Raw genomic sequence first — 23,765 nt, forward strand, 5'->3', positions numbered from 1 at the left:
ACCACCCCGTGATCCGTCAGCCGTACCAGTACGCGCGGACGGCGCTGGTCGAACCCGACTGGCGCCGGCTGCCCGGCTGGCGGCAGGTCACCGAGGCGCAGTGGCGCGACGCCCAGTGGCAGCGCGCCCACTCCGTCAAGGACGCCCGCCAGCTGCGGGCGGTCGCCGGCACCCTGCTCACCGACCGCTTCTACGACGAACTCGCCGCCGACCAGGCGGGTTTCGCCACCATGCCGATGCTGCTGCCGCCGCAGGTGCTGAACACCATGGCCTCCGGCACCGCGGACACACCGGACGCCCCCGTGACCCCGGAGGCCTTCACCGACGCCTTCCTGGCCGACCCGGTGCGCCGCTACATGCTGCCGGTGCGCAGCGACCGCCACCCCCGCTGGCCCAGCCACCCGCTGGCCGAACGGGACTCGCTGCACGAGGCGGACATGTGGGCGGTGGAGGGCCTGACCCACCGCTACCCCACCAAGGTGCTGGCCGAGTTGACCGCCACCTGCCCGCAGTACTGCGGCCAGTGCACCCGGATGGACCTGGTGGGCACCTCCACGCCACAGGTGGCCAAGACCCGGCTGCTGCTGCGTCCCGTCGACCGGCAGGAGCAGATGCTCGACTACCTCAAGCGCACCCCCTCGGTGCGCGACGTGGTCCTCTCCGGCGGCGACCTCGCCAACGTGCCCTGGCCGCGCCTGGAGTCCTTCCTTCTGCGGCTGCTGGACCTCGGCTCGGTGCGCGACATCCGGCTCGCCAGCAAGGCCGTGGTGGGCCTGCCGCAGCACTGGCTGCAGCCCCGGGTGCTGGACGGCGTGGCGAAGGTCGCCGGGATCGCCGCCCGGCGCGCCGTCAACCTCGCGGTGCACACCCACGCCAACCACGTCCGGTCGGTCACCCCGCTGGTCGCCGAGGCCGCCCGGGCGCTGCTGGACGCGGGCGTGCGGGACGTCCGCAACCAGGGCGTGCTGATGCGCGGTGTCAACGACACCCCGGAGGACCTGCTGGACCTCTGCTTCGCCCTCCAGGGCGAGGCGAACATCCTGCCGTACTACTTCTACCTCTGCGACCTCGTCCCGGGCGCCGAGCACTGGCGGACCCCGCTGCACCGGGCGCAGCACCTCCAGGAGGCGATCATGGGCTACCTGCCCGGGTACGCCACCCCGCGCCTGGTCTGCGACGTCCCGCGGGTCGGCAAGCGCTGGGTGCACCAGGCGGTGGACTACGACCGCGAGCGCGGCATCTCGTACTGGACCAAGAACTACCGCACCAGCCTGGAGGCCGACGACGCCGGCCCGCAGGCCCCGCTCGACCGGCGCCACCCCTACTACGACCCGGTCGACACCCTGCCCGAGGCCGGCCGCCGCTGGTGGACCGGACCGGCCGCCACACCCGCGGCCCGACCGGCGCCCGCACCCGCGCCCGCACCCGCACCCGCACCCGCACCCGGAGGAGCACGATGAGCAGCCCCCACCCGGCCGGCGAACTGCGCCGGATGTGCTGGATCTTCCCCGACCGGGAGTCCTCCCGGATGGCCGAGATGTGGCACGGCTTCTTCTGGGACCTCTACGCCGAGAGCGCCGCCGGCCTCGGCCTGCGCTGGAGCAGGCACGCCCCGGACGCCGTCACGGTGGACGCCACCTCGCCCGGCCGCCCCCGGGTGTACGTGGACGACGAGCCCGTCACCCCCGAGGACACCCTGTTCATCACCGCGCTGTACTCGCTGCCCTACCAGTCGATGGACGTCTTCAACCAGTACGCGCTCTACGCGGTGCTCGAACAGGCCGGCTTCTACCTGCCGTTCCCGCCGCAGGTGTCGCTGATCGGCAACGACAAGCTGGCCACCCTGCTGTTCCTGGCCGGCTCCCCGGTGCCGGCCATCCCGACCGTACGGATCGGGACGGGCCGCGACACCGCCAAGCACGGCTACGAGGTCGCGCTCGGGGCCATGACCTACCCGGCCATCGTCAAGCCCGCCGGCTGGTGCGGCGGCGGCGGGATCAACCTGGCCCGCGGCCCCGAGGACGTCCGGGGGCTGGCCAGCCTCGCCCAGGGCGGTGACACCACCCTGGTCGTCCAGCCGTACCTGGGCGACGGCACCGTCGACTACCGGGTGTACGTCGTCGACGGCCGGCCGTACGCGGTGATGAAGCGCACCCCCGAGGCCGGCTCCCCGGTCGCCAACGCCAGCCGCGGCGGCGCCATGGAGTTCCCACCGGTGCCACCCGAACTCGCCGCCGCCACCGCCTGGTTCGCCGAGCGGCTGCCGATCCCGTTCTTCTGCATCGACTTCCTGTACGACGGCGAACGCTACTGGTTCTCCGAGCTGGAACCGGACGGCGTCATCGCCCCGGACTTCACCGACCCCGACCGCACCCTCCAACGGGACGTCACCCGGGCCCGCTTCGCCGCCTACCGGGACGGCCACGCCAAGTGGCTCGCCGACGGCGCCCGCCCGCTCACCCTCGACCCCGCCACCCCCCGGACGGACCCCCGATGACCGTCTCCTTCTCCCTCTCCCCCGAAGCCGCCGCGCCCCGGCTGCACGTGGCCCGGCGCACCCTGGAGCGGCTGCGGAGCGTCCCCGCGCTGGCCGAGCGCTACCCGGGCCACCTCGACGCCGACTCCCTGGACGGGCTCGCCGGTCTGCCGCCGCTGGCCAAGGACGACCTCAACACCGCGCTCGCCCACCTGGAGCCGGCCGCCGAGCAGGCCGCCACCTGGCTGTTCCAGAGCGGCGGCAGCACCGGCGCCCCCAAGGTCGGCTACGCCCCCACCGGCTTCTACATGGCCGGCGTCCACGCCCACTGGCAGCCGCTCGACCGCACCGACGTCTTCGTCAACGCCTGGGGCGCCGGGCGGATGTGGGGCGCGCACTTCCTCGCCGCCGCGCTCGCCGACCTCTCCGGCTGCCGGATCATCGCCCTCGGCTCGGTCGCGAAGGAGGAGTTCGGCGACTGGCTGGCGTTCCTCGCCGCGCGGAAGGTGACGGCCATCGGCGGCACGCCCAGCGTGCTGCGGCTCTGGTTCGCGCACGCCCGCGCCACCGGGCTCCGCCTCCCCTCGCTGCGCAAGGTGCTGTGGCTCGGCGAGGCCTGGCAACCCCAACTGGCGGACGACCTGGCCGTGGTGGCGCCGCGGGCGCGGCGCTGGGGCATGTTCGGCAGCACCGAGACCTGGGTGGTGGGCACCAACACCCCGCACTGCCCGGCGGACGTCTTCCACCCGCTGCCGGACCACCTGGTGCACGCCGACGCCGACGGGCTGCTGGACTTCACCACCCTCGACCCCGAGGTGCTCAACCCGGTGCTGCGCTACCGCACCGGCGACGCGGGCGGGTTGACCACCTGCCCGTGCGGCCGCCCGGAGCCGGCGGTGCGGATCGCGGGCCGGCGCGACAGCGTCGTCCAGGTGCGCGGCCTCGGACTGGACGTGGACGAGTTGATCGCCCGGGCGGAACGCGAACCGGGCGTGGCCCGGGCCCAGGTGGTGCTCACCGAGCGGGGCGGCCGGGCCACCGGGGTGGAGGTCCTGGTGCTGACCGGGCGCCCCGACCCGGGGCCGGGCCCGGGCGCGGGCTCCTCCCCGGACTCGGCCGCGGACGTCGAACGGCTGCGCAAGGAGCTGTTCGCCGCCACGTTCACCCTGAGCACCGCCTTCCAGCACGACCCGGAGTCCTTCCGGGTGCGCCCGGTGGACGAGCTGGTCAGCAACGGCCGCACTGGCAAGACGGCCGCCCTGGTCGTCCGGGAGGAGTCGTGACGGCGGAGCCCGGGTCGGCGGAGGCGGGGTCGGCACAGATCGGGTCGGCGCAGCCCGGGTCGGCTCAGGCCGAGTCCACGCAGGCCGGGCCGGCCCAGGCCGACCGCCCGGCGCCGCTCGGGCGGAGCTTCACCCTCTTCTGGGCCGGGCAGACCGTCAGCCTGGTCGGCGACAGGGTCACCGTGTTCGTCGTCCCGACCCTGATGATCTTCGTGCTGCACGCCTCCGCCCTCCAGGTCGGCGTGGTGGCGATGGCCCAGTACCTCGGCATCCCGCTGCTCGGGCCGATCGCCGGAGTGCTGGTCGACCGCTGGGACAAGCGCCGGACGATGCTCGGCTGCGACCTGGTGCGGCTGGTCGCGGTGGCGGCGATCCCGCTCGCGTACGCGCTGGACGTGCTCTCCACCCCGCTGCTGTTCGGCTGCGTGGCCGTCATCAGCGGGGCGACCATCTTCTTCAACGTCGGCTACCTGGTCGCCGTCCCCGCCGTGGTCCCCGAGGACGGCATGGTCCGCGCCTATTCGCGGCTGGAGGGCAGCGGCTCGGTCTCCGAGGTCGCCGGGCCGTCCGTCGCCGCCGCCCTCTACGGCGCGCTGGGCGTGGCCGCCCTGCTGGTCGACGCGGCCAGCTACCTGGTCTCGGCGGCCTGCTTCCGCTCGATGCGCCCCTGGGGCGAGCGGACGGTCGAGGAGGGCTCGATCCGGGAGCGGCTGACCCGCGGCTTCCGCCTCAACTGGGCCGACCCGGTGCTGCGCCGGGTGGTGCTGGCGGCCGTCACCCTGAACTGCGGCGGGCCGGTCTTCGTCACCGTGCTGCCGGTCCTCGCCTACCGCGGCTTGGGCGTGCGGGTCGGCGTCTTCGGCGCGGCCATGTCGGTCGCGGCGCTCGGCGCGCTGGCCGGGGCGGTGGTCGCACCCCGGCTCGGCCGGCGGTTCGGCCTGGGGCGGACGATGGCCTGGTCGCTGCTCCTGCACTGCCTGGTCGGCCTCGGCGTGCTCGCCGCGCCCGCCCTGCCCGCCGGGCCGGTGATCGCGGTGACCATGGGCTGCTACGGCTTCTTCATGTCCTGCATCAACGTGTGCAGCGCGCCCACCCGGCAGTCCCGGATGTCGGCGCGCAACCAGGGCGTGATGCACGCCGCCTTCCGGACCGTCACCTGGGGGGTGATCCCGCTCGCCGCGCTGGTCGGCGGCCTGGCCGTCTCCCTGCTCACCGGGCCGCTCGGCATCCTGGACGCCGCCCGGGCCGTGATGGCCGGCGGCACCCTGCTCGCCGCCTGCTCCTTCGTCCCCGCCCTCGGCCTGCAGCCCCTGCTGGACGCCGCCGAACCACTCGCGGAGAGCGCCTCATGAACCCGGAACACCGCACGGGCACCGGGCACCGCACGGACCCCGCCGGGCAGGTCCTGCTGATCACCGGGACGTCCTCCGGCATCGGCCTGGCCACCGCCGTCGCCGCGGCCCGGGCCGGGTTCACCACGGTCGCGACGATGCGCGAGCCCGACCGGGCCGGGGCGCTGCGCAGCGCCGCCGAGGACGCCGGGGTCGCCGTGGACGTCCGCCGACTCGACGTCACCGATCCCGGCTCGGTCGCCGACTGCCTGGACGCCGTGCACCGGACGTACGGGAGGCTGGACGCCGTCGTCAACAACGCGGGCGTCTCCAACTCCGACCCCACGCTGGAGATGTCCACCGACGCGGCGCTGCGCGCCAACCTGGAGGTCAACTTCTTCGGCGTCGTCGCGGTCAGCCGGGCCGCGATGCCCCTGCTGCGCGCGGCGGGCGGGCGGCTGGTCACCGTCGGCAGCGTGCACGGCGTGGTCGGCCAGCCGTTCAACGAGGCGTACTGCGCGGCGAAGTTCGCCGTCGAGGGCTTCATGGAGGCGTTCGCCCCGGTCGCGGCGGCACACGGCGTCCGGGTCTCGGTGGTGGTGCCCGGTTTCGTCCCGGACACCGGGTTCGGGATCTTCCCCGACGTCGACCGGTCCACCATCCAGGCCGCCTCCGGACCGTACGCGCCGACCTTCGCCGGCTATCTGGCCTGGGTCGGCGGCCAGGGCTGGGAGTCGGCTGGCCAGCCGGCCCGGGAGGTCGCCGAGGTCGTGGTCCGGACCCTGTGCGAGCGGCGGCCGCCGTTCCGGGTGCCCACCAACGCGTGGGCCGCCGACCACCTGGCCGCCAAGCTCGCCGACGCCGACGGCTCGGCCGTCCAGGCCCTCGCCCGGACCTGGCTCGGGCAGCCGGCCCCCGCGCCTTCGCCGCCGTCCCCGACCCCGACCACACACCCGCCGCTGCCCGAACCCGCCTCCTGACCCACCGCCCGTCGATCCGCCGCCCCGCCGCCCCGCCGCCCCCTGACCTCCTCCAGACCCCCGGAGTCCTGCCATGCCCGCGAAGCCCCTGGCCGAGCTGGTCCGGTTCGCCCGCGCCAACTCGCCGTTCTACGCCGAGCTCTACCGCGACCTGCCCCCCGCCGTCGACCGGCTCGACCTGCTCCCCGTGATCGACCAGGCCGCGTTCTGGGCGGCCAACACCTGGCCCGACAACCGGGTCCTGACGGGCCCGCTCACCGACGCCGGCGTCTACCGGACCGGCGGCACCACCGGCGTCCCCAAGTTCTCGCCGTGGACCCGCACCGAGCACGCCGACTCGGTGACCGCCTTCGGCGCCGGACTCGTCCGGGCCGGACTGCGGCCCGGACACCGGGTGGCCAACCTCTTCACCGCCGGCGAACTCTACGGCGGCTTCCTCTACATCGAGAACGCCCTGCACCACGCGCCGGTCGACAACGTCCGCCTCGGCGTCGGCGGCGCCGCGCCGGACCGCTACATCGCCGACCTGATCCAGGCCTTCGGCGTCCAGGTACTGGCGGGCGAACCGATGAAGCTCAGCGCCGTCGCCGACTGCCTGGTCGGGCTCGGGAAGAGCGCCGAAGGGGTGGAACTGCTGCTGTTCGGCGGCGACCTGCTCTTCGCCGACCTGCGACCGCTGCTCTCCCGGGCCTTCCCGAACGCGGCCGTCGCGTCCGTCGGCTACGCCTCCAACGACGCCGGACTGGTCGGCGCGCCCGTCCCCGGGGACGACGTCCGGGTCCACGAGGCCTTCGCCGACCGCACCGTGGTGGAGCTGGTCGACGAGGCCACCGGCGAGGCCGTCACCACCCCCGGCACGCCCGGCCGCGTCGTGGTCACCAACCTGTTCCGCACCCTGATGCCGATCCTGCGCTACCCGACCGGCGACCGCGCCGAGTGGGTGGACGGCGGATGCCGCCGCTTCCGCCTCCTCGGCCGCTCCACCGAGGGGGCCCGGGTGGGCACCGTCGCCCTGCCCACCGAGGAGATCCGGGCCGTCCTGATCGCCGCCGACCCCGACCGGCACATCGCCGGGATGCAACTGGTGCAGCGCCGCTGGGACGGCCGGGACGGCGTGATCCTGCGCCTCGGCCACATCGAGCGGCCGCCGGCCGACCTCGCTGACCGGCTCGTCCGCGCCGTGTACGCCGCCTTGCCGCTCTACCCGTCGGAGGCCGACCTCGGCAGCATCCACCACCTCACGGTCGAGTGGGTGCCGCGCTCGGAGCTGGTCACCAACCCGCGTACCGGCAAGCTCCAGCAGGTCCTGGACGAACGCCCGCGGACGTAGGACGGGCAGCGGCGGGCCGGCCGCTCAGTCCGTCCGCGGCCGGCCGCCGATCGTCACGCTCTGCCCGCGGAACTCGGCAATCACCTTGCCGTCCGCCCGGCGCACCGTCACGTCGTAGATCCCGCTGCGGCCTGCCCGCGAGCGCTCCACCGCCTCGGCGACCAGTTCGTCGCCGACCGCCGCCGGGGCGAGGAAGACCACCTGCGCCGCCTGGGCGACGGTCACCGGGCCGTGGCTGTTGCAGGCGTACGAGAACGCCGCATCGGCCAGCAGGAACAGGAAGCCGCCGTGCGCCGTGCCGTGCCCGTTCACCATCGTCGCGGCCACCGTCATCCGCATCACCGCGTGACCCGCGGACACCTCCTCCAGGGCGATGCCCAGCGTCCGGCTGGTCTCGTCGCGCTCGTACAGGGCGGCGGTCACGGGGTCGAGCATGGTGTCACGGTCCCTCCGTCGGCGGTGTGCGGCCCAGCGTAGGGGACGCGCCCCGGCCGGTCGCCCGTGGCCCCGTCAGCACCGGCCGACCGCAGCGGGGCAGCTGCCCGGGGGCCGCGGCGTGGCGTCGCTCGGTGGCGATCGGAGCCGCCGCCTGCACCCGCGGTTCGTCGATCTCGACGAGCCGCGCGAGACGTGGTTCTCGACCGTCTTCTCGGCGAGGTGGGGCCGCTCGCCGATCGCTCCGTCTTCGTCACCCCGCACACTTCCAGCGCGGCCCAGGGCCGAACGGCTCCATTGCACGCAGCTCCGTCCGCGCACCCCCTACGCGCGCCCCGTCCGCGCAGCTCTTCCGCGCACGGCCGTCGCCGCGCTCGGGCCGCGCTCGCCCGGCTGCGGAGGCGCGGTCGAGAACCACCGGAACGCCGCCCCTCGCACGCTCCCGAACACCCGGCCGGCGGACGTCCGCGCACCGCCCGGGGCCTGGGCGCCGCCCCTGCCGTCCACCGCCGCCGGCCGGCGCGGACCGGGCCGCGACCAGCCGGAACGCCGCCCGCACGCCAGTACGGAAGCATCCGCCGATCCCACCCCCGGACACCCGGGTCGTGCGGGCGGCGTGGCCGAACCGGCCCGATTCCGTGCCCTTCAGCGCCGACCGCCCGTCAAGTAGCCTGCGGCCCACCGACGGACCGCCCCGCGAGCCCTCCCGCCAACCCGCCTGCGCACCACCCCGCCCCGCGAACCACCCCGCCCCGCCCCCGCAGCACCGCCGACCACGCCCCGGAGGTACGCCGATGCCCCTGGCCCTGCCCGCCGCCCCCGCCCGGCCGCGCTTCTCCGTCCTCGGCCCGCTCACCGGCGAGTCCGCCGGCCGCCCACTGGCCCTCGGGCCGTTGAAGCAGCGGCTGGTGCTGGCCGTGCTGCTGAGCCGCGCCAACGCGGCCGTCCCGGTCGACCTGCTCACCGACGCGGTCTGGCCCGAGGAGCCGCCGCGCACCGCCCGCAAGAACCTCCAGGTCTACATCTGCACCCTGCGCACCCTGTTCGGCCGCGAGGACGGGCCCGACCGGCTGGTCCACTCGTCCGGTGGCTACCTGCTGCGGCTCGCCGAACCCGAGCTCGACCTCCTGCGGTTCCGCGCCCTCGCCCGGGCCGGCCGGGCCGCCGCCGACGGCGGCGCGCTCGCCCCCGCCGCCCGGCTGCTGCGTCAGGCGCTCGACCTGTGGCAGGGCCCGCCGCTCGCCGACCTGCGCTCCTCGCCCGCCGTCGACACCGAGGCGCGGCGCCTGGAGGCCCGCTGCCTGGGCGTCCACGAGGACTGGGCGGAGACCGAGTTGGAACTCGGCAACGCCAGGGCCGTGGCCGAGGAGCTGGCCGAACTCGCCGAGCGCCACCCGCTGCGCGAGCGGCTCCAGGCCGCCCGGATGAACGCCCTCCACCTCTGCGGTCGACAGGCCGAGGCCCTGGCCGTCTATGACACCCACCGCCAGCTGCTCGCACGGGAGTTGGGTCTGGAACCGAGCCCCGCCCTGACCGCCCGCTACCGCGAGCTGCTCACCCGCGGCCGGACCGGGCCCGCCGCGGCCCGCGCGGAGCGCACCGCCGCCCCGAACGGCGCCCTGCTGCCCGCGGACACCGCCGACTTCACCGGGAGGACGGCCGAACTGCGTGCGCTGGTCGACGAGTTGGGTACCGGCAACGGACGCGTCGCGGTGCTCTCCGGCCCGGCCGGCAGCGGCAAGACCGCGCTCGCCGTGCACACCGGCCACCTGCTCGCCGACCGCTTCCCGGACGGCAGGCTGCTCGTCCGGCTGCGCACCGCCGACGGCGCCCCGCGCCCGCTGCCCGAGGTGCTGGCCGAACTCGCCTCCCTCACCGCCCGGTCGACCGCCACCACCTCGACCGCCACCACCTCGACCGCCCCGGCCGACTCCGGGCCGGCGGACCCCGGACAGGCCGCCGCGCTGTGGCGCGCCTCCCTCGCCGGGCGCCGGATGCTGCTGGTCCTGGACGACGCCCCCGGCGAGGCCGTGGTCCGGGAGCTGCTGCCGGGCTCCGGCCCGAGCGCCGTCCTGGTCACCTCCCGCAGCCAGCTCGCCGGCCTCGCCTCGGTGCGCCGCGTCCCCGTCCCGCCGCTGGCTCCCGCCGAGGCCCTGGCCCTGCTGGGCCGCATCGTCGGCACCGGCCGGCTCGGCACCGACCGTGCGGCCGCCGCCCGGATCGTGGACGCCTGCGGGCTGCTGCCGCTCGCCGTACGGGTGGCCGGCACCCGGCTCGCCGTGCTGCGCCACCTCCCGCTCGCCGAGTACGCGGCCCGGCTGGAGGACCCGGCGGGGGCCCTGGACGAACTGGTCGCCGGGGACGTCACCGTCCGCGCCCGGCTGGACTCCGGCTGGCAGGACCTCACCGACCAGGGCCGCCTGGCCCTCGCCCGGCTCGCCGCCCTACCGCTGTCCCTGCTGTTCACCCTCCCCGAGGCCGCCACCGCGCTCGGCCGCCCCGAACACCTCGCCCTGCGCACGCTCGAATCGCTCACCGACACCGGAGCGGTCACCTCGCCCACCGGCGAGGTCACCGCCCACGCCGCCCTGTACGCCCTCCCCCGGCTGACCCAGCTGCACGCCCGGGAGCGCGCGGCGGCCTGCCTCGACGCCGTCTCCTGACGCCGCGCCGGGCCCCGCGCGCCGGGCCCGGCTCCGAGCCCCGCGCCGGGCCCCGGGCCGGGCGACCGGCGCGGCGCGGAGCCTCAGCCCAGCGTCAGCAGGTCCAGCACGTCACCCCGCCCGCGTTCCAGCCCCCACAGCCCGAGGAGTGCCCCCGCCGCCCCGGTGTGCAGGTCCGCCGAGAAGCGCCGCAGCCGCATCCCCGGCACCAGCAGGCCCTCCGGCCGGGCCACCAGGTGCCACTGCAGGCGCGCCACCTGCCCGGCCACGGCCTCCGCCGGCCCGCCCAGCCGGTCCAGCGCGAGCGTCAGGCCGACCCGCCCGCGGAACAGCCCCGGCTCCCGGACGAACCCGGGCGCGCAGACCGTCCGGACGTCCGCCAGGAACGCCTCCCCGCCGGGCAGTTCGGCCGTCTCCAGGAACTCCCGCACCACCAGGGCGATGCCGCTGCTCCCCCGGTCCAGGTACGCCAGCCGCCGCCCCGCCTCCAGCACCTGCACCGAGCCGTCCGGCACCCGCACGCACTGCGCCGTGGCCCGCTCCAGCGCGGTCCGCGCCGAGTCCAGCAGCCACCGCTCGCCGGTCCGCCGGTACAGCCTCAGGTGGAGGAGCGCGATGCCCGCCAGGCCGTACAGCAGGCCGGCCGCGGTCGGCGCGTCCAGCCCGGCCACCGCCTCGCCCCGGACCACCGCCGCCAGCTCGCAGGCGTCGGCCAGCGCGTCCGCCGAGGCCCGCCGGCTGCCCAGCGCCTCCGCCAGCCGCAGCCGGGCGAGCGCGGCACCGGCCCGGCCGCCGAACAACCCGACCCCGCGGGCCGGTCGGGCCCCGCGCGCCCGTTCGAGCAGTTCCTCCGCCGCCTCCGGCCGCCCCACCCGGGCCAGCACCACGGCGGTGCCCAGCGGGCCCTCGTACAGCCCGCCCGTGCCGGGCCGGGCACCGCGCCGGCGCAGCGCCGCGACCAGCCAGTCCGCGTACTCCTGCGGCCAGTCGGCGCCCGCCCGGTGCAGCGCGTACAGCACCCCGGCCGCACCGTGCGCGACGCCCGTCCCGCCGTCGGCGAACCCGGCCACGTCCCCCGGGAAGAGCCGGTCCGGCCGGTCCGGGGTGGCGCCCGCGTGGATCCCCGCGGCCAGTTCCCGCCGCGCCGGCGCCCAGGACGGCCCGGCCAGCAGCTCCCGGCCCCGCCGCTCGCTCACCGACTCCGCCGCCGCCATCGCCGCCGATGTCCCCGGTCGCACCGGCCCCTCCTCCGGTCCGAGCCCGAACCACTCCCGTGCCCGCCGCTCCAGCGCCGGCAGCTTGCCGGGGTCGCGGTCGGCCAGCTCCAGCACCGGCATCAGCAGCATCAGCCACGTGGTCCACAGCATGTGGCGGTCCGCCCCGGCACCGTCGAGCCCGGCCGGGATCCCCGGCCCGCCCGCGCCGGCCGTCGGCACCCGCCGGTCGTCCAGCGGCGCCGCGTACTCGAAGTCCACCAGCACCACCGACCCGTCCGGCCGGAGCACCACGTTGGCCGGGTGCAGGTCCCCGAACCGCACGCCCCGCGCGTGGAGCGCGTCGAGCGCCGTCTCCAGGCCGGCGACCACCCCGCCCACCCAGGCGGCGTACTCGGCACGCTGCTCGGCGGTGCAGTCCTGGTGCACCAGCGGGTAGCGCCGGATCGCCTCGGCGAACAGCTGGACACCCTCGATGTGCTCCTGCACCAGGAAGGTGTGCTCCCACACCGTCCGCACCTCGTGCAGCCGGGGCACGCAGTCCAGCCCGGCGAGCCGCTCCAGCGCCCACCGCTCGCGCCGCAGCCGGGTCAGCGCGTCCGCGCCGGCCGCGTCCAGCCCGGCGTACGGGCGGGCCTCGCGCAGCACCACCCGCTCCCCGGTGTCCCGGCGCTCGGCCAGGTAGATCCCGCCGGCGTTGGAGAACTGCAGCACGTCGAGGATCCGGTACGGCAGCTCCCCGACGGCCGCGTCCCGCGCGGCCAGGTGCGGGCGCAGCGCCTCGGGGAGCCGCACCCACGCCGGCAGCCGGAAGGCCGGCTCGCGCGAGTCCGGCACCAGGGCGCCGGACCGGTCCCGCAGGGCGGGTACCGGCCGACCGGCCCCGTCCTCGCACCACAGTTCGACGAACGCCCCGTAGCGGGCGTACACCGGGGCGGTGCCGATCCGCAGGTCGGTCAACACGTACGGCCCCGGGCGGCCGTCCAGCGCCGTCGACAACTCCCCGGCCAGTTCGAGGAACTGCTCCTCGGAGCCCGGGTACACGGTGACGAACTTGCCACTGCTCCCGCGCCCCGCGAACTTGCCGTTCGCCACCCGCAGCGCCGCCGGGCCGCGCAGGAACTTGAACGCCACCCGCCGCGCGGCACAGATCCGCGCGACCACCTCCAGCGTCTCCTCGGCGCCCTCCTCGACCGCCGACACGTGCAGCTTCCAGCCCTGTTCCGGCTGGTGGACCCCGTCGGGCCGCAGCACCGTCCACAGGCCCCGGTGCTCGCGGCGCCAGCCGTCGGCCGGCTCGCCGAGCCCCAGCGCGTAGCGGCTCGTCCGGTCGCGCAGCCGGCCGGGGGTGTCGTAGTACGTCGGGTCGGCGAGGCAGTACAGCTGGGTCTCGTGGGCGCCGGCCATGGCGCGCCTCCTTCCGGAGCGGTTCGGACGGCCGGCTCGGACGCGGAGTCGGCCGGCTGGGCTCGGACGCGGGGCGGACGGCCGGGCTCAGACCGCCGGCCCCGGCGCCGGTCCGCGCCGCACCGGCGGCGCCCAGGTCACCACCGCCGCGCAGAGCGCGATGGCGAGTGCCAGCAGGGCGAAGGTGCGGGTGCCGCCGACCGAGCCGAGCAGGGTGCCGCCCACCAGCGGGCCGAACGGCTGGACCAGGGTGGAGAGGAAGGCGGCGGCGCTCTGCACCCGGCCGATCCGGTCGGGCGGCGCGGCGAGCAGCATGCCGGAGACGAAGCCGATGCTGGCGACGGTGGACAGGCACATGCAGGCCGCGCAGAGCAGCCCGATCAGCAGGGGCACCCTGGTCAGCACCAGCACGCCGGCCGTCAGCGCGCAGGCCCAGCACGCGAGCGCCACCAGGCTGCCGTCCCGCGCCCGTGCGCCCAGCCTCGGGGCGAGCAGCGCGCCGGCCAGGGCGCCGGCCGCGGTGCAGGAGACCACCGTGCCGCCGCCGACGCCGGAGCGGCCGCCGTCGGAGGCGACGGCCAGGGTGGCGAACATCAGCGCGCTGAACGCGAAGTTCATCCCCAGGCCGAAGACCAGCAGCAGGGTCCGCAGGTAGGGCTGGTGCCAGACGAAGGACAGGCCGGCGGTCAACTCCCGTCTGCTGAAAACCGATCCGCTCTTCTCGCCGGGCGCCGAGCGGGTCCGCATCAGAGCCACGCAGACCGTGGACAGCAGCAGCCCGATGCCCTCGGCGAGGAACGGCAGCACCGGGTGCCAGGCGAACAGCGCGCCGCCGCCGAGCGGTCCGACCAGCCGGGCCGCGGCGCCGCGCGCCTGCATCCGGGACGAGGCCGCGCGGGCCTGTTCGCGCGGCACCACCGCGCGCAGCAGGCCCCCGGCGGCGGGCCCGTAGACGCTGGAGATCAGCGCCCCGGCTGCCGCGACCAGCAGGACCAGCGGCAGCGGGGCGTGCCCCCGCAGCACGGCGACGACCAGGGCGCCGACGGCGAGCAGGCTGACGACGTCGCAGACCCGCATCAGGCGGCGGCGCTCGATCCGGTCGGCGAGCACGCCGCCGGGCAGCATGGTGAGCAGCAGCGCGCCGACCGAGACGGTGCCGACGGCGCCCGCCCGGACGGCCGATCCGGTCTCCCGCAGGACGAGCAACGGCAGGGCGATCGACGCGAGTTGGGAGCCGAGCGAGGCCAGCAGGCCGCCGGCCCAGAGCAGCCGGAAGTCCCGGTTGCGGGCGAGCGGGGTGGGCTCCATGGCCGTCCTCCGTGGTGGGGTGGTGGCGGACCGGGCCGGGGCGGCCCGGCGTCGACGGGCCGCCCGGGAGCCCAGCGCTACGGCCGGCGGCCGGGGCGGTGGTGCGCCCGCCCCGCGCCCGCGCCCGGTCCGGCGGGCGGCCCGGCGGGCGGCCCGGTGACGACCGGCGTCGTCAGGCGGAGGTCTCGGCGCCCGCCACGTAGCTGATCAGGCTGAAGCAGTTGCCGTCGGAGGCCTCGGCGAGCATCTTCATCGACTGCAGGTCCAGGACGTTCGCGGCGTGCGCCTCGACCTCCGGGGTCTCCTCGCCGTTCTCGACGACGTTCTCGCCGACGTTGTGCCCGATGCCCTGGTCGATGTTCTCAGCCATGGTCGAACTCCCCTCCACAGATGGTCCGTTACGGTGGCGGCGAGCCGCTGCCCGCCGTGCCGACCATGGTGTGCGGGGCCGGCTGCGCCTGGCTTCGGAGGCGGTTGGCCCCCGGTATGCCCGCAGGTCGGAGCCCCCTCGACGGCGCCCGCCGGGCCGGGGCGGCCCCCGCCCGGTGCTCCCGCACCCCGCCCAGCTGCGGCCATACCGATCGCCAGGCGCTCCCGAACCGCACTCGAAGCCGCACCCGCGACCCTGGCCCGGAACGCCCGAAGCCGGCGCATCCGCCCCGGCACGCCCGACCCCGCACCCCCAGACCCCCGCACGCCCGACCCCGCACGCCCAGACCCCGCACGCCCGGACTCTGCGCCCGGGCACCCGGAAACGCCCGCGCCCCGTACGCCCCGCACCGCGGAGGACGACCGAAGGACGGCCCCATGCCCTGCCCACTCTGCGCCCAACTCGTCGCCACGAACGACCAGTTCTGCCCCGCCTGCGGCACCCCGCGGGCCGCCGCCCTCGACCTGGCCGCCGAGGAGCGCAAACTGGTCACGGTGGTCTTCTGCGACCTGGTCGACTCCACCGCCCTGTCCGGCGCACTCGACCCGGAGACGCTGCGCGAGGTGATCCTGCGCTACTTCGAGCGGATGCACCGCCGCATCGAGGCGCACGGCGGCACCCTGGAGAAGTTCATCGGCGACGCCGTGATGGCGGTCTTCGGCGTCCCGGTGATCCGCGAGGACGACGCCCACCGGGCGCTGGCAGCCGCCCTCGCCATGCTGGAGGACCTGGAGGACCTCAACACCGAGCTGGATGCCACCCTCGGGGTCCGGCTGGACGTCCGGATCGGTGTCAACACCGGCCAGGTGGTGGCCGGTTCGGACGCGTCGGCGCGCCAGGCACTGATCTCCGGCGAGACGGTGAACATCGCCGCCCGGCTGCAGACCCAGGCCGCCCCGGGCCAGGTGCTGATCGGCGCACAGACGCTGCGCGCGGCCGGCCCGGCCGCCCAGGTGGACGAGGTCGGCCCGCTGCGGCTCAAGGGCAAGGCCGAGCCGGTGACCGCCTACCGCCTGGTGGGTCTGGACGAGGACGACCCGGAGCTGCTGCGCCGTTTCGACGTCCCGCTGGTCGGCCGGGAGCGCGAACTGGCCGGTTTGGACGCCGCGTTGGCCCGGGTGGCGGGCGGCTCGGGCGCCGAGCTGCTGCTGGTGGCCGGCGAGGCGGGGATCGGCAAGACCCGCCTGGTGCGCGACTGGCGCGAGCGGGTGGGCCGGCGCACCGCGCGGTGCGGCACGGCCCGCTGCCGCAGCTTCGGCGAGCAGGGCGTGCTGGCGCCGCTCGCCGAGGCCGTCCGCACCCTGCTGGACGAGCCCGAGGGCGCGGCTCCGGCCGAGGCGCTGGCCCGGCTGGCCGAGGCCACCGCGCCGGGCATCGGCACCGGGCGGTCGCTGGAGCTGCTGGCCGCGATCCTGCGCGGGCGCACCGTCGAGCGCCCCGCCGTGCTGGTCCTGGACGACTGCCAGTGGGCCGGTGCGGCACTGCTGGACGCCGCCGAGCGGCTGATCGGCGCGCTCGGCGCGGCTCCGGTGCTGCTGCTCTGCCTGGGCCGCCCCGAGCTCCGGGCCGCCCGCCCGGAGCTGGCGACGCTTCCGGTCGGCGGCCTCTCCTGGGACGAATCGGCCTTGTTGGCCGCCCAGTTGACGGAGCTGAGCGCCCACCAGGACACGGTTCCCGCCCGGTTGCTGGAGCGCGCCGAGGGCAACCCGCTGCACCTGGAGGAGCTGCTGGCCGCGCTCACCGAGGCCGACGGCCCCGCCCCGGCCGATGAACTCCCGCCCGCCGGGCGGGCGTTGCTCAGTGCCCGGATCGACGGGCTGGAGCGCGACGAGCGCGCCACGCTGGATCTCGCCGCCGTCCTCGGCCGCGCGTTCACGGCCGCGGCGCTGGCCGGACTCGCCCACGGCGGCGCCGACCAGGATGCCTTCGCCGATCCCGAGGACGACGTCTTCACCGGCCCGATCGACGGTCTTCCGGCCGGCCCGGACGCCGCCGACGACACTCCGCCCCGGCTGCACGCCGCGCTGGCCCGGCTGGCCGAGCGGCACCTGGTCGAACCGGCGGGCGCCGGCTACCGGTTCAGCAGCGGCCTGGTCCAGGAGTCGGTCTACCAGTCGATGTCCAAGCGGGCCCGCGCCGAACGCCACGAGCGCGCCGCCGACCTGCCGGCCGTCCGCGCCACCGGGGACGCCGCCGTCGGCGGCCACCTGGAACGCGCCCACCGCTACCGGCTGGAACTCGGCCTGCTGGACGCCCGCACCGACACCCTGCGCAGCCGCGCGGCCACCGCCCTCGGCGCCGCCGGCGCCGGTGCCCTCGCCCGCGCCGAACTCGCCCCCGCCGTCGACCTGCTGGAGCGCGCCGTCCGGCTGCACTACCCCAACGAGCGCGCCGCCGGCCCCACCCTGCGCCGCCTCGGCGAGGCCCGCCTGGCGCTCGGCCGCGCCGACGAGGCCCTGCCCGTGCTCGCCCAGGTCCGGGACTCCGCCGCCGACCCGCTGGACGCCGCGCACGCCCGGCTCGCCCTGGCCGCCCGGGGCCTGCCGCCCGGCCAGGACCAGCCCGCCGCCACCGCCCGCGCGGTGCTGCCGCTGTTCGCCGACACCGGCGACGACCTCGGCCAGGCCCGGGCCCGGCTGCGGCTGGCCGAGGAGCACCTGCTCGCGGGCCGGCACACCGAGGCCGAGCGGCTGCTCGACCAGGCACTCGACCAGGTCTCCCGCACCGACGCCGAGCTGGACCGGGCCGCCGTCCTGGCCGCGCTGGCCGCGTCCCTGCTGGCCGGCCCCGAGCCCGTCCCGAACGCCACCTTCCGGCTGCGGGCCCTGCTCGCCGAGCACGGCCCCGGCCGGCGCGCCGTCCGGGTCGCGCTGAACGGCCCGCTGGCCGTCCTGCTGGCCCTGCGCGACCGCCCGGACGAGGCCGAGCTGCTGCTCGCCGAGGCCAACGGCCTGGCCGGGGAGCTGTCGCTGGCCGAGGCGATGGTGGCGCTGCCGGCGCTGACCGCCCAGGCGGCGGCCGCCACCGGCCAGACCGGCCAGGCCCTGGACCTGCTCGCCGACGCCGCCGGGATCGCCCGCCACCAGGGCAGCGCGGCCCCGCTGCCGCGCCTGGCGCTCACCACCGCCCGCGTCCTGCTGGACACCGACCGCCCGGCCCCGGCCGCCCGCCACCTGGACGGCGTGGACGCGGGCGTCGTGCTGCCGCCGGTGCTCGCGGTCGAACTGGACGCGCTGCGCGGCCGGCTCGCCGCCGCCCGGGGCGAGAGCGCACCGGCCCTGGACCTCACCGCGGCCGCCCAGAGCGCCGCCGAAGCCACCGAGTCGCTGCTGCTCCAGGCGCTGACCGCGCTCGACCGCGCGCACGCCCTGCTGCTGCTGGGCCGCCCGGCCGAGGCCGCCGTGGCCGCCGCCACCGCCCGGGACCGCTTCGCCGCCAAGGGCCACCTGCCGGGCGTGCGGCGGGCCGCACGGCTCGGCGGCACCCGGTGAGCGGCCCGGGCGGGCTCACCTGGAGCCTGCGCGACCGCGCCCCCGCCGAACTCCCGGTGCTCGCCGACCGCTTCACCGACAGCGGCGACGAGGCCGGCGGCACCGGCAAGGGCGTGCGGGTCTGCGTCGTCGACTCCGGCGTCGAACCGGACCACCCGCTGGTCGGCCCGCTGCAGGGCTCCTGGGCGGTGGTCAAGGACCCGGTCACCCGGGAGCTGACCGTCCTCCCGGACACCGCCGGCGACACCTGCGGCCACGGCACCGCCTGCGCCGGGATCATCCGCCGGACCGCCCCGGACTGCGAGCTCTACAGCGTCCGGGTCCTCGGGGAGCGCTTCACCGGCACCGGCGACATGCTGATCGCCGGGCTGCGCTGGGCCGTCCGGCAGGGCTTCGACGTCGTCAACCTCAGCCTGTCCACCACCCGGACCCGCTTCCTGGAGGAGCTGCACGCGATCGCCGACGACGCCTTCTTCGCCCGCACCGCCATCGTCGCCTCGGCCCACAACACGCCGGTGGAGAGCTTCCCCTGGCGGTTCTCCTCGGTCATCTCGGTGGGCAGCCACCAGGAGGACGATCCGGCCCTGCACCTGTACAACCCGGCGCCGCCGGTGGAGTTCTTCGCGCCCGGCCAGAACGTCCGGGTGCCCTGGCTCGGCGGCGCCACGATCCGCACCACCGGCAACAGCTTCGCCACCCCGTACGTGGCCGGGCTCTGCGCCCGCATCCTGTCCCGGCAGCCGAGGCTGACCACCTTCCAGCTGAAGAGCGCGCTCTACCTCACCGCGGCCAACGTGCAGGTCCCGACCACCCCCACCCCGGAGACGCCCGATGACGCTCAGTACTGACCCCGCCGTCGACCCGCTGGCCCGCGAGCTGCTGCAGTCCGTGGTGGACGTCGCCCGGGCGATCTTCGGCGCCCAGGCCGGCTCGGTCTGCCTGCTCGACGAGAGCGCCGGGGAGCTGGTCTTCCAGGCGGTGTCCGGGCGCGGCGAGGAGTCGCTGGTGGGCCGGCGCTTCCCGGCCGGCCGGGGCATCGCCGGCTGGGTCGCCGCGTCGGGCGAGCCGATGGTGGTCGACGACCTGGGCGCGAACCGCACCTTCGACCGGGACTTCGCCGAGTCCACCGCGTACGTCCCGAATGCCCTGATGGCCGCGCCGCTCACGCACGGCAGCCGGGTGCTCGGCGTGCTGGAGGTGCTGGACCCGGCTCCGCAGGCCCGCGCGAGCCTGCCCGAACTGGACCTGCTGGCCATGTTCGCCCGCCAGGCCGCCGCGGCCCTGCGGGTGGTCGCCGAGCGTTCCCCCGCCCCGCGGCCGGCCCCGGACCGGGCTGCCGCCCTTGGCCTGCTCGCCGACCTGGAGGAGCTGCTCCGCCGTCAGGCCTGAGCGGCCAGCCGGGCGATCTGCCCGCGCTCCAGCGCCGCGTAGACGGTTCCGTCCGGGGCGACGGCGATGCCGTGGGGTTCGCTGCCCTCGCCCGGGACGGGGTGCCCGTCGAGGTGCCCGTCCGGGGCGAGCACCCCGATCCGGCCGGCGCCCCACTCGGTGAACCAGAGCCGGCCGTCCGGCCCCGCCGCGATCGCGTGCGGTTTGGCGGCCCGGTCGGCCAGCGGGTGCTCCGTCACCCGGCCGTCCACGGTGATCCGCCCGACCAGGCCGCCGCCGATGCCGACGTACCACAGCGCCCCGTCCGTCCCGGTGGTGATGCCGACCGGAGCGGTGCCCCCGGTCGGCAGCCGGTGGACGGTCACCTCCCCGTCGACGGCGATCCGGGCGACGGCGTCGGCCTGGTTGAGGGTGCACCACAGGGCGCCGTCCGGCCCGGCCGTGATCAGCGAGGGGAACGCCCCGGCGACGGGCAGCGGATGCTCCGTCACCTCGCCGTCCACGGTGATCCGTCCGATCCGGTTCGCGTTCATCTCGGTGAACCACACCGCCCCGTCCGGCCCTGCGGTGATCCCGTACGGCCCGGCGTCCGCCGTCGGCAGCGCGAAGGAGTCCGCCTTGCCGTCCCCGTCGATCCGCCCGATCCGGTGGTCCCGCATCCGGCTGAACCACATCGCCCCGTCGGGGCCGGCCGTGATCACGGCCGGCCCGCACCCGGGCGCGCCCAGCCCGTGCCGCTCCACCGTGCCGTCGGCCGCCAGTCGCCCCACCTCCCCGGAGTGCACCAGCGTGAACCACACGCCCCCGTCGCCTCCGACGGCCACCCCGTACGGTCCGGCCCCCGGCTCGGCCACCTCGAAGAGTTCCATGCCACCCCGTCCCCAGTTATCGCGACTTCTGTCGCATTAGCGATGTTCACACATCGGCCCCCGGCCTGGCAACCGGCTCCTCACCCCCACCGCCCGCCCGCTCCGGCACACCCCGGAGCACCGAGACGATGCCCGTCGCCGCCGCGCAGGCCGGGACGGCGAGGAGGGCGCCGATGATCCCGGCGATGCCCGAGCCGGCCACCACGGCGACCATGATGGTGGCCGGATGCAGTTCGACCGTGCGGCTCTGGATGACCGGCTGGAGGATGTTGCCCTCGATCATCTGCACGGCGAGCACCACGCCGAGGGCCCACAAGGCCGTGCCCAGGCCGCCGTCGGCGAGGGCGACCAGGACGGCGACCGTGCCGGACAGGAAGGCGCCGACGAAGGGGATGTAGGCGCCCATGAAGACCAGGGCGCCGAGCCCGGGCGCGCCGGGCACGCCGAGGGCGAGCAGGCCGATGGTGATGAAGACCGCGTCGATCAGGGCGATCAGGGTGGTGCCGCGCATGAACCCCGCCATCGCGTCGAACGCGCGCTCCGCACAGGCGATCACGGTCTCGGCGCTGCGCTCGGGCAGGTACGAGCGGATGGCGTCGCCGGTGCGGTGGCCGTCGCGGAGGAAGAAGAAGACCAGGGCCAGTGAGAGCACCCCGCCGGCGATCACCTGGGTGAGCAGGCCGAGTCCGGACAGCACGCCGCTGGTGAGGGCGGAGACGAGCGAGTTGGTCTCGCCCTTGGCGTTGTCGAGGGCGTGCCGGATCTTCGCCCCGAGCGGCCCCAGCCACTGGGACAGCCGCTGACCGGACTCCTGCAGCGAGGTCGCGATCTGCGGGGAGCTGTGCACCAGGGAGTTGACCAGCAGCGCGATCACCCCGCCGACCGCGACCACCAGCACCACGCAGGTCAGTCCGGCGGCCAGGCCGCGGCCGACGCCGCGCCGGACCAGCCAGGGCACCACCGGGTGGAGCAGCGAGGCCCCGAGCAGCGCCAGGATGAACGGCACGGTGGCGGCCCGCAGTTCGACCAGCGCGAAGACCACGAGCGAGGCGACGGCGATCAGCAGGATCACGGCCGCCGACCAGGCCGCCGCCTGCCGCAGCGCGGGCGGCAGCATCTGGTCCGGCCTGCGGTGGTCGGGCCGGCCGTCTTTCCCACCGGGCGGGCGCTCCACCGACACGGTCACCTCCGCCGGGGGTCAGGGGTCGAAACCGCCCCAGCTCAGCAGAGCGGCCGACGACGCGCCCGTCGAGTCACCGGCAAGCACCCGAACGGGCTACGGCGGCTCCTCGATCCGGACCGCGCCGCGTTCACCGGCCCCGCCTCCACCGGCCGCGGGCCCGCCCGCGCCGCGTTCGCCGCCGCACCGGCCGGCGAAGGCCGCCACCCGCTCGGCCTCGGCCTCCGCCGCCTGCCGGTCGGCCCGCCGCAGCGGCGCGAACGGCCTGACGACGACGTCCTGGTCGTCCGTCAGCCGCCACGTCCCGGCGACCAGCCCGTCCACCAGCAGCGTCCCGGCCACGAGCCCGTTCGGGGTCATGACCCTCCCCCGGTACTCCTCCGGCAGTACTCGGCTGCGGTCGGCGTGGGAGAGCAGCAGGTTGTCGAACGGGGCGACCAGCCGCACCGGCGCCGGGGTGTCCCCGTCCGGCCGGGGCGCGTCCGGCAGGTCGTACAGCAGCCGGCCCTGCTCGTCCCGGAAGGCGAGCAAGCGGGGTGCGAGCCGCTTCAGCACCGGGCCGAGCCGGCTGAGCCCGGACCACTTCTGCAGGTCGGCGACGGTCGCCGGGCCGAAGGCGGCGAGGTACCGCAGGGTCAGGTCGTCCGGCGAGGGCGCCGGGTCGAGCGGGCGGCCGAGCCAGGCCTCGGCGGTGGTGTGCGCGGCGGGCCCGCCGCGCCCCCACAGGCCGCGCGGTGGCACCTGGACCAGGGGCAGCCGGCTGCGGGCGGCCTGGGCGAGCGCGGCCGGGTGGCGGTCGGGGCGGGTGGCGGCGAGCAGCGCGCCGAGTTGCCGGAAGGTGCGCGGTTCCGCTTCGACCAGGTCCCGGGCCTCGGCGGCCAGCGCGTCGAGGTCGAGCCCGGCGAGCCGTGTGCCGAAGGCGGTGCGCAGGCCGTGGTCGAGGACGGGTTGGAGGAGCGGGCGCAGGGCGAGGCAGTCGTCGGCGGTGACGAGGTGGAGGGTGCCGCGGTGGAGGGCGGTCCGAACCACTGCCCGCTGCTCGATCAGGGTGCTCAGCGGCTCCGGCGTGAAGCCGTCGAGCCGGGCGAGCAGCCCGAGGTAGGGCGGTTGGGGTGCGGCCTGGGCCTGGAGGCCGACGAGGTGGTGGACGAGCTCGGCGGGCGTCCGGCGGGTGCGGGCGAGCAGGTGCTGACGGGCCAGCAGGGCCCGGCCGAGGGCCCGTCGCCCCAGCACCGGCCCGGTCGCGGTGCCGGTCCCGGTCACGGCCGGCTGTCCAGCACCGAGCGCAGGGTGCCGATCCGGTTGGTGGTGATGGCGGCGACCCCCGCGTCGCGCAGTCGGCGCATGGTGCGGCGCAGGTCGGCGGTCCAGGTGGAGACGGCGAGTCCGGCGTCCGCGGCGGCGGCGGTGAGCTCGGGGGTGACGAGGCCGAAGGGCGGGTTGAGGTAGCGCGGGCGCAGGTCGTCGAGGAGGGCGCGGGCCGGCAGCCGGGGCTGTTTCCAGGTGAGCGCGATCTCGGCGTCCGGGGTGAGCTCCCGCACGGCGAGCATGGCGGTGGCGGGGCCGCAGAAGGCGACGCACCGCTCGGCGCCGAGCGAGGTGACCTCGGACCAGGTGGCGGCGGCCGGCCCGGGGTCGTCCAGGTCGATCAGCAGCCGGCGGCCTCCGGCTGCGGCCACGGCCTTGATCGCCTCGGCCAGGGTGGGGACGGCGTGCGGGCCTTGGCGGAGTTCGTCCAGTTGCGCGGCGGTGATCCTGCCGATGGCGCGCGGGTCGCCCCAGAGCCGTTCCAGGGTGCGGTCGTGCAGCAGCACGGGCACCCGGTCGCGGGTGAGCCGGACGTCGACCTCGACGGCGTCGGCTCCGGCGGCGAGCGCGGACTCGACGGAGCGCAGGGTGTTCTCGCGGTGGCGGTACGGGTCGCCTCGGTGGGCGACGGCGAGCACCCGGGGGCTGCGGTCGGTGTTCATCGCTTCCTC

General features: G+C 76.5%; 17 protein-coding genes and 1 pseudogene. 10 read left to right on the forward strand and 8 right to left on the reverse strand.

The features are described 5' to 3' along the window. Positions 1 to 8: 8 nt before the first annotated feature. The 6 genes from IF30_RS0117915 to IF30_RS0117940 all read left to right on the forward strand — a co-directional run bounded on the left by IF30_RS0117915 (position 9) and on the right by IF30_RS0117940 (position 7,400). Entirely contained in the window at positions 9 to 1,460 is a 1,452-nt protein-coding gene (locus IF30_RS0117915) for a KamA family radical SAM protein (protein WP_051710533.1), read from the forward strand. Continuing rightward, the gene (locus tag IF30_RS0117920; RefSeq protein ID WP_158835227.1) at positions 1,457 to 2,497 is read left to right on the forward strand and encodes an ATP-grasp domain-containing protein; all 1,041 of its coding nucleotides are present in this window, start codon (positions 1,457 to 1,459) and stop codon (positions 2,495 to 2,497) included. Before IF30_RS0117915 ends, IF30_RS0117920 begins: the two co-directional genes overlap by 4 nt. Beyond that, a complete protein-coding gene (locus tag IF30_RS0117925; RefSeq protein ID WP_030239026.1) occupies positions 2,494 to 3,759 on the forward strand; it encodes an AMP-binding protein in 1,266 nt (421 codons plus the stop codon). Before IF30_RS0117920 ends, IF30_RS0117925 begins: the two co-directional genes overlap by 4 nt. Next, positions 3,756 to 5,111, forward strand: a complete 1,356-nt coding sequence (locus tag IF30_RS41640; RefSeq protein WP_037900336.1) for an MFS transporter — start codon at positions 3,756 to 3,758, stop codon at positions 5,109 to 5,111. The genes IF30_RS0117925 and IF30_RS41640 overlap by 4 nt, the downstream gene beginning before the upstream one ends. Next, the gene (locus tag IF30_RS0117935; RefSeq protein ID WP_063752681.1) at positions 5,108 to 6,070 is read left to right on the forward strand and encodes an SDR family NAD(P)-dependent oxidoreductase; all 963 of its coding nucleotides are present in this window, start codon (positions 5,108 to 5,110) and stop codon (positions 6,068 to 6,070) included. The genes IF30_RS41640 and IF30_RS0117935 overlap by 4 nt, the downstream gene beginning before the upstream one ends. 73 nt (positions 6,071 to 6,143) lie before the next feature. Continuing rightward, a complete protein-coding gene (locus tag IF30_RS0117940; protein WP_030239033.1) occupies positions 6,144 to 7,400 on the forward strand; it encodes a phenylacetate--CoA ligase family protein in 1,257 nt (418 codons plus the stop codon). Between the two features lie 24 nt (positions 7,401 to 7,424). On the opposite strand, the gene paaI is transcribed toward IF30_RS0117940, so the two are convergent. Further along, the gene (gene paaI, locus IF30_RS0117945; protein ID WP_030239037.1) at positions 7,425 to 7,835 is read right to left on the reverse strand and encodes a hydroxyphenylacetyl-CoA thioesterase PaaI; all 411 of its coding nucleotides are present in this window, start codon (positions 7,833 to 7,835) and stop codon (positions 7,425 to 7,427) included. A gap of 794 nt (positions 7,836 to 8,629) precedes the next feature. On the opposite strand from paaI, the gene IF30_RS0117950 reads away from it, so the two are divergent. Then, positions 8,630 to 10,498, forward strand: a complete 1,869-nt coding sequence (locus tag IF30_RS0117950; RefSeq protein ID WP_051710536.1) for an AfsR/SARP family transcriptional regulator — start codon at positions 8,630 to 8,632, stop codon at positions 10,496 to 10,498. Between the two features lie 83 nt (positions 10,499 to 10,581). On the opposite strand, the gene lanKC is transcribed toward IF30_RS0117950, so the two are convergent. From lanKC to IF30_RS0117965, 3 genes and pseudogenes are all read right to left on the reverse strand, one after another. After that, positions 10,582 to 13,119, reverse strand: a complete 2,538-nt coding sequence (gene lanKC, locus IF30_RS0117955; RefSeq protein WP_030239044.1) for a class III lanthionine synthetase LanKC — start codon at positions 13,117 to 13,119, stop codon at positions 10,582 to 10,584. 11 nt (positions 13,120 to 13,130) lie between these two features. Next, positions 13,131 to 14,427, reverse strand: a pseudogene (locus tag IF30_RS0117960) (MFS transporter); the annotation flags it as partial. Between the two features lie 172 nt (positions 14,428 to 14,599). Beyond that, positions 14,600 to 14,797 carry a hypothetical protein gene (locus IF30_RS0117965; RefSeq protein WP_030239050.1) on the reverse strand — a complete coding sequence of 66 codons (198 nt, stop codon included), beginning with the start codon at positions 14,795 to 14,797 and terminating at the stop codon, positions 14,600 to 14,602. Positions 14,798 to 15,234: 437 nt separating this feature from the next. Here IF30_RS0117965 and IF30_RS0117970 point away from each other — a divergent pair, with 437 nt between their 5' ends. Genes IF30_RS0117970 through IF30_RS0117980 form a run of 3 tightly spaced genes read left to right on the forward strand, consistent with a single transcriptional unit; the run spans position 15,235 to position 19,737 of the window. Further along, positions 15,235 to 18,348: an adenylate/guanylate cyclase domain-containing protein gene (locus IF30_RS0117970; RefSeq protein WP_030239054.1), complete on the forward strand. Its 3,114-nt coding sequence runs from the start codon at positions 15,235 to 15,237 to the stop codon at positions 18,346 to 18,348. Then, positions 18,345 to 19,196, forward strand: a complete 852-nt coding sequence (locus tag IF30_RS0117975) for a S8 family peptidase (RefSeq protein WP_030239056.1) — start codon at positions 18,345 to 18,347, stop codon at positions 19,194 to 19,196. Before IF30_RS0117970 ends, IF30_RS0117975 begins: the two co-directional genes overlap by 4 nt. Continuing rightward, the gene (locus tag IF30_RS0117980; RefSeq protein ID WP_030239059.1) at positions 19,180 to 19,737 is read left to right on the forward strand and encodes a GAF domain-containing protein; all 558 of its coding nucleotides are present in this window, start codon (positions 19,180 to 19,182) and stop codon (positions 19,735 to 19,737) included. The genes IF30_RS0117975 and IF30_RS0117980 overlap by 17 nt, the downstream gene beginning before the upstream one ends. On the opposite strand, the gene IF30_RS0117985 is transcribed toward IF30_RS0117980, so the two are convergent. From IF30_RS0117985 to IF30_RS0118000, 4 genes are all read right to left on the reverse strand, one after another. Beyond that, entirely contained in the window at positions 19,728 to 20,606 is an 879-nt protein-coding gene (locus IF30_RS0117985; RefSeq protein WP_030239063.1) for a virginiamycin B lyase, read from the reverse strand. The genes IF30_RS0117980 and IF30_RS0117985 overlap by 10 nt on opposite strands. A gap of 46 nt (positions 20,607 to 20,652) precedes the next feature. Continuing rightward, complete coding sequence (locus IF30_RS0117990; protein ID WP_234322740.1) at positions 20,653 to 21,786, reverse strand: AI-2E family transporter; 1,134 nt, start codon at positions 21,784 to 21,786, stop codon at positions 20,653 to 20,655. A gap of 96 nt (positions 21,787 to 21,882) precedes the next feature. Beyond that, the gene (locus tag IF30_RS0117995) at positions 21,883 to 23,049 is read right to left on the reverse strand and encodes a winged helix DNA-binding domain-containing protein (protein WP_063752685.1); all 1,167 of its coding nucleotides are present in this window, start codon (positions 23,047 to 23,049) and stop codon (positions 21,883 to 21,885) included. Then, positions 23,046 to 23,756 (reverse strand): glycerophosphodiester phosphodiesterase, encoded by a 711-nt coding sequence (locus IF30_RS0118000; protein WP_030239072.1) that lies wholly within the window; start codon positions 23,754 to 23,756, stop codon positions 23,046 to 23,048. The genes IF30_RS0117995 and IF30_RS0118000 overlap by 4 nt, the downstream gene beginning before the upstream one ends. Positions 23,757 to 23,765 lie beyond the last annotated feature (9 nt).

Source organism: Streptomyces sp. NRRL S-350 (genome assembly GCF_000719705.1).
Classification (GTDB): Bacteria; Actinomycetota; Actinomycetes; order Streptomycetales; family Streptomycetaceae; genus Kitasatospora.